The sequence below is a fragment of the Streptomyces sp. NPDC003011 genome, from assembly GCF_053591515.1.
Map to the genome: position 1 here is coordinate 66,407 of NZ_JBSFTY010000047.1, position 9,429 is coordinate 75,835.

The 9,429-nt window shown below is 72.5% G+C and carries 7 protein-coding genes; 1 reads left to right on the plus strand and 6 read right to left on the minus strand.

What is annotated here, in order from left to right:
* The first annotated feature begins 414 nt into the window (after window positions 1–414).
* The gene (locus tag ACWD0J_RS24075) at window positions 415–864 is read left to right on the plus strand and encodes a hypothetical protein (protein WP_451497884.1); all 450 of its coding nucleotides are present in this window, start codon (window positions 415–417) and stop codon (window positions 862–864) included.
* A 48-nt stretch (window positions 865–912) separates the two neighbouring features.
* On the opposite strand, the gene ACWD0J_RS24080 is transcribed toward ACWD0J_RS24075, so the two are convergent.
* The 6 genes from ACWD0J_RS24080 to ACWD0J_RS24105 all read right to left on the minus strand — a co-directional run.
* Window positions 913–2,388 carry an SDR family NAD(P)-dependent oxidoreductase gene (locus ACWD0J_RS24080; protein WP_451497885.1) on the minus strand — a complete coding sequence of 492 codons (1,476 nt, stop codon included), beginning with the start codon at window positions 2,386–2,388 and terminating at the stop codon, window positions 913–915.
* Between the two features lie 104 nt (window positions 2,389–2,492).
* A complete protein-coding gene (locus ACWD0J_RS24085; RefSeq protein ID WP_451497886.1) occupies window positions 2,493–3,833 on the minus strand; it encodes a wax ester/triacylglycerol synthase family O-acyltransferase in 1,341 nt (446 codons plus the stop codon).
* A gap of 167 nt (window positions 3,834–4,000) precedes the next feature.
* Entirely contained in the window at window positions 4,001–6,613 is a 2,613-nt protein-coding gene (locus ACWD0J_RS24090; protein ID WP_451497887.1) for a PA14 domain-containing protein, read from the minus strand.
* 121 nt (window positions 6,614–6,734) lie between these two features.
* Window positions 6,735–7,955 (minus strand): glucose-1-phosphate adenylyltransferase, encoded by a 1,221-nt coding sequence (gene glgC / locus ACWD0J_RS24095; RefSeq protein WP_451497888.1) that lies wholly within the window; start codon window positions 7,953–7,955, stop codon window positions 6,735–6,737.
* Between the two features lie 50 nt (window positions 7,956–8,005).
* Window positions 8,006–9,157 carry a glycogen synthase gene (gene glgA / locus ACWD0J_RS24100; RefSeq protein ID WP_451497892.1) on the minus strand — a complete coding sequence of 384 codons (1,152 nt, stop codon included), beginning with the start codon at window positions 9,155–9,157 and terminating at the stop codon, window positions 8,006–8,008.
* 38 nt (window positions 9,158–9,195) lie between these two features.
* Window positions 9,196–9,429: (2Fe-2S)-binding protein (locus tag ACWD0J_RS24105; protein ID WP_451497889.1), on the minus strand; the 234-nt coding region annotated here is incomplete at its 5' end.

Sequence of the window (9,429 nt, forward strand, 5' to 3'; positions counted from 1 at the left end):
GTGGCTGCCCAGTCTGCGGCCTGGTTCACGACGCCCGCTCGGTTCTGGCTAGAGGCAGTTCGGACGCGGTGGCGCCGGTTTCTCGGATGAGAGCAGGCCGTGGTGGACGGGCGTGTCCCATGACGGACCGTGGGTGTGGGTAGGACCCCGTACTGCTGTCCGTCCGCTACAGACTAACCAGATGAGCGGGAGGCCGCTCGATAGGGCTGAAAACAACGGGTAACTATCCGAAGTCAATCCGTGTGCGGACAGGGCCACTCTGCACCGCTTCGGCACTGCGTGCACCTGGTGCGGGTCCCCCGTTCGGCCTAAGCCCGCGAACGGGCGCCGCAGTTCAGGCCCCGTTGGCCGGAACGCAAGCCGGCCATGGTCTGCTGCCGCTCGGCAAGGCTCGCCCGGCGGGAGGACTGGCGCATGGAGCTGCGTGGTGTCGAAGAGCTGATGGATCTGCTGTACGCCTGCCGGGGCGCGTGCGACGCACCCGGCCACGAGGGCGGCCACACCGGCCTGCACCACGCGCTGCGCACGGCCGCGCTGCTGCGCCGGTCCCGCCCCGCCGACAAGGAACTGCAAGTGGCGGGGCTGGTACGGGCGATCGGCCCGCTGCTGAGCCCCGGCGACCGGGCCGCCCACGCGGACCGCGCCGCCGGCGCGGTCCGTTCCCTGCTCGGCGAGCGGGTGGCCGGCCTCGTCCGCGGAGAGGCCCCCGGCCACGGCCCCGCCGCCGACGACGACCTGCTGCGGCTGCGCCAGGCCGACGAGGAGGCCCGGTTCGCCGGCTTCGACGCCGGGGTCCTGGAGGACTGGCGCACGGTACTGGAGCTGCTGGCGGCACGGAACTCTCGTCTCGGCGCCGTCGACTGACGGTACGTCAACTCCCGTGCAAGCGCGCCGTTCCGGCCCGCGCCGGGCTCACCACTTGCCCGGCGCGTAGTCCTTCAGGAAGACGCCATACAGGTCCTCGCCCGCCTCGCCGCGCACGATCGGGTCGTAGACGCGGGCCGCGCCGTCGACCAGGTCGAGCGGGGCGTGGAAACCCGCCTCGGCGAGCCGGACCTTGTCGGGGTGCGGGCGCTCGTCGGTGATCCAGCCGGTGTCGACGGCCGTCATGAGGATGCCGTCCTTCTCGAACATCTCCTGGGCGCTGGTGCGCGTGAGCATGTTCAGGGCGGCCTTGGCCATGTTGGTGTGCGGGTGCCCGGCGCCCTTGTAGCCGCGGGCGAAGACGCCCTCCATGGCGGAGACGTTCACGATGTACGTGCGCTTCGCCGACGAGGACGCCATCGACGGACGCAGCCGGCTGATCAGGATGAAGGGCGCGGTCGAGTTGCACAGCTGGACCTCCAGGAGCTCGACCGGCGTCACCTCCTCCACCGTCTGGATCCAGCTGTTGGAGTCGTGCAGGTCGGGGACGAGCCCGCCCGCGTCGATCGCGGTGCCGGCGGCGATCCGCTCCAGGGAGGCCGAGCCCGAGATCAGGGCGAGGTCGGTGACGTCCTGGGCGGTCAGCGCGCCGGCCGAGGCCAGCGGCAGCGCGGGGACCGCGCCGGAGCCGAAGGTGCCGATCACCTCGGCGGCGGGCAGCTCGCCGGCGGGCAGCGGGGCGGACTCGGCGGCGAGCAGTTCGCTGTAGGCCTGCGGGGAGCGGCGTACGGTCTGGGCCGCGTTGTTGATCAGGATGTCCAGCGGGCCCTCGGCCGCGACCGAGTCCGCCAGCGCCACCACCTGGGCCGGGTCGCGCAGGTCGAGGCCGACGATCTTCAGGCGGTCGATCCAGTCGGCGCTGTCGGGCTGGGCCTTGAAGCGGCGGATCGCGTCGTTCGGGAAGCGGGTCGTGATCGTGGTGTGGGCACCGTCACGCAGCAGCCGCAGCGCGATGTACATGCCGATCTTGGCTCGGCCGCCGGTGAGCAGCGCGCGCTTGCCGGTGAGGTCGGTGCGGGCGTCGCGGCGGGCGCGGTTGTCGGCGGCGCACTTCTGGCAGAGCTGGTGGTAGAAGTAGTCGACCTCGACGTACCGGGTCTTGCAGGTGTAGCAGGAGCGGGGGCGCTGGAGTATCCCCGCGATCTGGCCCTCCTCGACCACCGACGACGGCAGGATGCCCTCGGTCTCGTCGTCGACGCGGCGGGCGGAGCCGGTGGCCGTCGCCTCGGTCACCGCCTTGTCGTGCGCGGTCTTCGCGGCCCGGCGCTCCTGGCGGCGGCGCTGCTTGACGGAGCGGTAGATGCCCGCGGTGGCCCGGCGTACGGCGATCGCGTCGGGGTGGTCGACGTCCAGGCCGTCGAGCTCTTCGAGCACGCTGAGGCAGACGGCCAGCCGCTCCGGGTCGATTCCGGGACCGTAGACGATCTCGTCCGTGGTCGCCGAGCCGTTGTCTGTCACCGTCATGGCCGCTGCCGTTCCCTGGGTCCTTCGCGCGGCGCTCCGACGGCGTCCGCTTTCGAACGGCGAATTTTACGGAGCGCCGGGCCGCAGCGCCAAACCCGCGAGGATCAGGGGTCGCAGGCGGTGATCAACGTCTCCACCTCCGCGGAGAGGGCGTGCGCGAACCGGTCGAGATCGGGGACGGCCTCGGCGTCGGCGACGAGGCCGTAGTGGACGCTGCCGCGGTACGTCGAGATGGCGACCGCCAGGGACTGGCCGCGGGCCAGCGGGGCGAAGGGGTAGACCGCGGTGACCGGGTTGCCGCCGAGCTTCAGGCCGATGCCCGGCAGGGGCACGCTGGTGACCAGGATGTCGAACCAGAGCCGGGCGGCCTGGCCGACCAGGGGGCCGCCGAGCCGGTGGCCGAGCGCCGGCACGTGGTCGGCGAGCAGGGCGACGGCGCCGGCGCCCCGGTGGGGTCCGGCGTCCTTGTTGCGGTCCATGGCCGTACGGACCGCGGCGAGGCGGCCGAGCGGGTCCGGGTCGGCGACCGGCAGCCGCATCAGGTAGCCGGAGAGCCGGTTGCCCTGCGGGTGGGCGGTGCGCGGCCGGCGCCGGGAGACCGGGATCAGGGCGCGGGGCGCGACGCCCTCGCTGCCGTCGCCGCGCTCGTCGAGCCAGCGGCGCAGCGCGCCCGCGACGACCGCGATCAGGACGTCGTTGACGGTGCCGCCGACGGTCTTGCGCACGCGGTGCACGTCGTCGAGGTCGACGACCACGCCGGCGGTGCGGCGGGTGCCGGTGGGCTCGGCGGTGAGGGCGGCGCAGGGCCGCGCGTCCAGGGTGGAGCGGGCCACGGAGGCGCCGATGTCGAGGGCGCGGCCCACGTCGGACAGCGCGCCGGAGAGGCAGTCGCGGACCAGCCCCGGCAGGCGGCGGACGTCCGGGAGCGGCGCGCGCGGCGGCTCGGCGGGGCGGGGGCGGGGCGGGGGCATGTCCAGCGGGTCCAGGACCGCGGCGGCGAGCGTGAGCGCCCGCAGTCCGTCGGCCAGGGCGTGGTGGAACTTGAACAGCACGGCGAACGAGACGCCGTCCTGTCCCGGCAGCACGTGCGCCTCCCACGGAGGCCGCTCCCGCTCCAGCGGGCGCTGCATGAGCCGGCCCGCCTCGCTCTGGAAGTCCGCGGCGGGGGCGTGCAGGGTGACGTGGTCGAGCGGGTCGAAGTCGGCGGCGGGCTCGCGGGCGGCGCCGCCGAAGGCCGCGGGGAAGCCCAGCGGCCACACGTCCCGGATGCGCATCCGCAGTCCGGGCACCGCGGCGGCCCGGGCGGCGAGCAGGTCGGCCGCGTGGGCGCCCGCGGTGGGCGAGTGCGCCGCGAAGACGCCGAGCGCGCCCAGGTGCATCGGGTGCTCGGCGGATTCCATGTTCCAGAACGCCAGGTCGAGAGGTGCGAGCAGGTCAGAGGTCAATGGCTTGCCTCGCGTCGAGGAAGGGTGGGTCAGCAGTCAACCGCCCTCAGGCGATTACGGTCAAGTGCGATCAGGCTACGCACAGTTAACAGCAGATTAAGTCCCGCCCCGGGGAAAGGGGCGGGACTCGTGCGCCGTCCGTGGCCGGACAGCGCCCGTACGGGCCCTCAGGCCGCGGGACAGCCCGCGGGCGTCGGGCGGGAGATGTCCCGGATCAGTGCCTCGTGGGCGGCCCTCAGCCGCGCCACGTCCGGCTTCAGGATCTCGCGGTCGTACGTCAGCAACCCGTTCAGCTCACCCTCGACGTCGGAGATCTGGGTGTAGACGGCGCCGTTGCCGCCCCGGCAGGCCAGGGCGCGCACCTCGTCGAGCTTCACCAGGTAGTCGTCGGTGTAGGTCGCCGGGTCGACGTCGACGTACGACTGCTGGACCGGCCAGGCGTGTCCCGGGACCGCCAGCCCGAGTCCGCCGTACTCGCCGCTGACCAGGGCGCGTCTGCCGTCCGGGCGGGGCGGCAGGGCGGGGCTGGGGTAGCCGTGCTCGTCCATGATGTCGCCGGCGTTCCCGTCGGCGCCCAGGTTGAGGCCGGACTGGTTGTTGACCAGCCGGGTCGGGTCCCAGGCCTTGGCCTGCTCGGCGACGCGCCCGACGTCGTACTGGCCCCAGCCCTCGTTGAAGGTGACCCACATGACCACCGACGGGCTGCTGACGTGCTCGTCGATCATCTCCTTCATCTCTCGCTCGTACTGGGCGCGGGCGGCGGCGCCCGGGTTCACGCCCGCGGTCATCGAGGGCATGTCCTGCCACACCAGCAGGCCCAGCCGGTCGGCCCAGTGGAACCAGCGGTCGGGCTCGACCTTGATGTGCTTGCGCACCGAGTTGAAGCCCAGCTGCTTGTGGGTCCTCAGGTCGTGGGCCAGGGCCTCGTCGGTGGGCGCGGTGTGCAGGCCGTCGGGCCAGAAGCCCTGGTCGAGGGTGGCCATCAGGAAGACGGGCTCGCCGTTGAGGACGGTGCGCGGGACGCCGTTCACCGTCTCGACGGAGACCGAGCGCATGCCGAAGTAGCTGCCGACGCGGTCGGCGCCGACGGTCACCTTCAGGTCGTAGAGGAACGGGTCGTCGGGCGACCACAGGCGCGGGTCCTCGATGGTCAGGGTCAGCGGGGCGCCGGTGCGGCCGCGCGCCGTGGCGACTTTGCGCCCGTCCTCGTACGCCGTCGCCGTGACGGGTACGCCGGCCCGGACTCCCCGCGCCTCCACGGTGAGCCGGCCGCCGTCGACGTCCGGGGTCAGCTTGAGCGTGTCGACGTGGTCCGGCGCGACCGGCTCCATCCACACCGTCTGCCAGATGCCGGAGGACGGGGTGTACCAGATGCCGCTCGGGTCCAGGCGCTGCTTGCCCAGCGGCGGGTTCTCGCCGTCGGCCGCGTCCGTCGGGTCGTGCACGCCGACGATCAGCTCCTGGGTCCGGCCGGGCTTGAGGGCGTCGGTGACGTCGGCGCTGAACTTGTCGTAGCCACCCCGGTGTTCGACGACCTTGGTGCCGTTGACGTACACCTCGCTGCGCCAGTCCACCGCGCCGAAGTTGAGCCGCAGCCGCTTGCCGGAGCCGATGTCCCAACCGGCGGGGACGGTGAAGGTGCGCCGGTACCACATGCGGTCCTCGTGCCGTTCGATCCCGGAGAGCTGGGACTCCACCGGGTAGGGGACGAGGATGCGTTCGGGCAGGGTCCGGCCGACGGGCGGCTGCTCGCCCGCCTGTGCCGCGGCGAACTGCCAGCGGCCGTTGAGGTTGCGCCAGGCGGAGCGGGTCAGCTGCGGGCGCGGGTACTCGGGGTGGGCGTTGTCCGGCCCGACCTCGTCGGCCCAGCGGGTGCGCAGCTGGTGCGTGGAGCGGTTGGGGCCGCTGCTCCAGAAGGCTCCGACAACGTTGCCGTCGGCGTCGGTGAGGCCGCCGTCGCCGTCGTAGCGGAGGTCGGCGGTACCGCGTGCGGTGCCGGTCCGGTTGCCCACCACGGGTTCGTCCAGGGCGACGAGCAGGACACTCGGGTCTGCGGGGTCCGGCCGGGCCGCGCCCAGGGGCCACCGGGCACCGCCGATGACCGCTTCGAGGTGGCCGGTCAGGCCGGCCGGGGGCGGGGCGAGGCGCTGGGCGAAGTCGAGCCTGAGGGTGCGGCCGTCCGCGAGGACCGTGGTGGTGAGGGGTCCGTCGTAGGCGAAGCCCTCGGGCAGGCGGAACGCCGACTGCGGGACGGCCTCCTTGGCGCCGCCGGGCTCGGTCCAGCGCAGGTGCAGGTTCGAGCCGCCGTGGTGCTCGAAGTACTCGACCTTGATGTCGTAGGCCGTGCCGGCGGTCAGGTCGACGGGCGGGGCGGTCTGCTCGCGGTCCCAGTCGTCCACCCAGTGGTCGATGAGGAGCCGGCCGTCGACCCAGAGCCGGAAGCCGTTGTCGCCGATGGCGGAGAAGGTGTGCGGGCCGGTGCGCTCCGGCACGATCCGGCCGGTCCAGCGGACGCTGACGTCGTCCGCGCGGCCGGTGGCGGCGGCGAGGCGCGGCTCCAGGGTGTCGAAGTCGAGGATGGGGTCGAAGGTGGTGGCCTTGAGCTCGTGGAAGTCGAAGGCGCCGGGGGCGGACTGGGTGTAGTACTCGCCCTTCAGGCCGTGGGCCTCGACGGGGTCGTCGGCCAGGGCGGGCGCCGCGGTCAGGCCGGTCAGCCCGGTGAGGCCGAGGAGGGCGGCGAGCAGTAAGGAGAGTCGGTTTCTGACACGTCTGTGGTGCACGGAACCTCCATAACAACGTTGTCATGGGCCGGAGTTGGCATGACAACACGGATTCCGCTGTGCGTCCAGGGACATGACGACGGCTCCGGTGCGTACGGGACACCGGAGCCGTTCGCAGGCCCTACGAGACCCGCTGGCCCTTGCCGAGCGCGATCACGCCGCCCTTGGAGACCGTGTACAGCTCCGCGTCCCGCTCCGGGTTGACGCCGATCGTCGCGCCCGGCGGCACCTCGACGTTCTTGTCGAGGACGGCACCGCGCACCACCGCTCCCCGCCCGATGTGGACGTTGTCGTGCAGCACCGACCCCTGGACCACGGCTCCCGGGTCGACCACCACGCCCGGCGAGAGGACCGACCGGGTGACCTGGCCCCGGATCAGGCAGCCCGCGCTGATGATGGACTCGCTGGCCATGCCGCCGGCGTTGAAGCGGGCGGGCGAGAGCTGGTAGGAGTGGGTGTAGATGGGCCACTGCCGGTTGTACAGGTTGAACGCGGGGCGCTCGGCGATCAGGTCCATGTGGGCGTCGTAGTACGCGTCGAGCGTGCCCACGTCCCGCCAGTAGCCCTGGTCCCGCGTGGTCTCGCCGGGCACGTGGTTGGCGCTGAAGTCGTAGAGGTGGGCCTCGCCGCGCTCGGTGAGCTGGGGCAGGATCGACCCGCCCATGTCGTGCACGGATGCCGCGTCCTCGGCGTCCCGCTGGAGCGCCTCGATCAGGGCCTTGGTGGTGAAGATGTAGTTGCCCATGGAGGCGAAGACGCAGTCCGGGGCGTCGGGCAGCCCGGGCGGGTCGGCCGGCTTCTCCAGGAATCCCTTCACGGTCTGGCCGTCCGAGCCGGCGGTGATCACGCCGAACGACGACGACTCGCCGCGCGGCACCCGTATCCCGGCCACCGTCACGCCCGCGCCGCTGTCGATGTGCTGGGCGAGCATCTGCCGCGGGTCCATGCGGTACACGTGGTCGGCGCCGAAGACCGCCACGTACTCGGGGCGTTCGTCGTGCACCAGGTTCAGGGACTGCAGGAGCGCGTCCGCGCTGCCCAGGTACCAGCGGGGGCCCAGGCGCTGCTGGGCGGGGACCGGCGTGACGTAGTTGCCGAGCAGGCTGGACATCCGCCAGGTGGTGGTGATGTGCCGGTCCAGCGAGTGCGACTTGTACTGCGTGAGCACGCAGATGCGCAGGATGTCGGCGTTGACGAGGTTGGACAGCACGAAGTCCACCAGGCGGTACGTGCCGCCGAAGGTGACCGCGGGTTTCGCCCGGTCCGCGGTCAGGGGCATCAGGCGCTTGCCTTCTCCGCCCGCCAGTACGATGCCGAGCACCGAAGGACCACCACGACGCATGGCCGCTCCCCTCACCTGATTGACCCAAGCCTGCCCTCGGCCGGGGCGGTCTACGCCTGCTTGATGATCTCCTGGTAGAGCCGGACCGTGCGCCTGGCGACCGCGTCCCAGCCGAATTCGCCCACCGCGCGCTCCCGTCCCGCCTCGCCCATCCGCCGGGCGGTTGCCGGGTCGCCGATGACCGCGTCCAGCGCCCGCGCCAGACCCGCCTCGAAATCGTCGTCCACCGTGACGAGTACCCCGGTCTTCCCGTCGTCCACGACCTCGGGGATACCGCCGACCCGGGACGCCACGACGGGAGTCCCGCAGGCCATCGCCTCCAGGTTGACGATGCCGAGGGGTTCGTACACGGAAGGGCAGACGAACACGGCGGCGTGGGTGAGGAGCTGGATCACCTCGGGGCGCGGCAGCATCTGCGGGATCCAGTGCACGCCCTCGCGGACGGCGCTCAGCTCCCCGAAGAGGTCGCGGAACTCCTGGTCGATCTCCGGGGTGTCCGGCGCGCCCGCGCACAGCACGACCTGGGCCGCCGGGTCGATGTCCCGGACCGCCCGCAGCAGGTGGGGCACGCCCTTCTGGCGGGTGATGCGGCCGACGAACAGGACGTACGGGCGGGCCGGGTCGAGGCCGAGGCGGCGCAGGACGTCGGTGCCCGGGTCCGGCTGGTACAGGCTCGTGTCAATGCCGTTGTGCACGATGTGGACCTTGGCCGGATCCAGTGCCGGATAGCAGCCGAGGATGTCGTCGCGCATGGCGCCGGAGACGGCGATCACCCCGTCGGCGGTCTCGATCGCGGTGCGCTCGGCCCAGCTGGACAGGGCGTACCCGCCGCCGAGCTGCTCGGCCTTCCAGGGGCGCAGGGGCTCCAGCGAGTGGGCGGTCATCACGTGCGGGATGCCGTACAGGAGCTTGCCGAGGTGGCCGGCGAGGTTGGCGTACCAGGTGTGGGAGTGGACCAGTTCGCGGCCTTCGAGGCCGGCGGTCATCGCGAGGTCCACGGAGAACGTGCGCAGCGCGTCGTTGGCGGTGTCCAGCGCCGGCCAGGGGCGGTGCCGGAACACGCCCTCCGCCCGGCCCTCGCCCCAGCAGTGCACGTCCAGGTCGACGAGGGACCTCAGTTCCCGGGCGAGGAACTCGACATGGACGCCCGCGCCGCCGTACACATCCGGCGGGTACTCCCGGGTCAGCAGGCCCACTCGCACCCGAAACCCCCTTCTCAGCAGCTGGTCGGTCTTCATGGTCACCCAGATGTGGCGTGTGGGGAAGAGCGCGGGTCTCGTGGGAAGCAACAGTCGCCGCAGACGCCTCCGCCCGGGACACGGTAGTAGAGGCAGCAGCTGCGGCGCCGGAAGGCGGTGCCGGTGAGAGTGCCGGTGAAGGTGCCGGTGCCGACGAGGAGGGGATGGGCGAGGAGTTCCGCCGCCAGGGCGCGCGCCCGGCCGCCGGCCCGGGGCAGCGTCATTACCAAGCACCC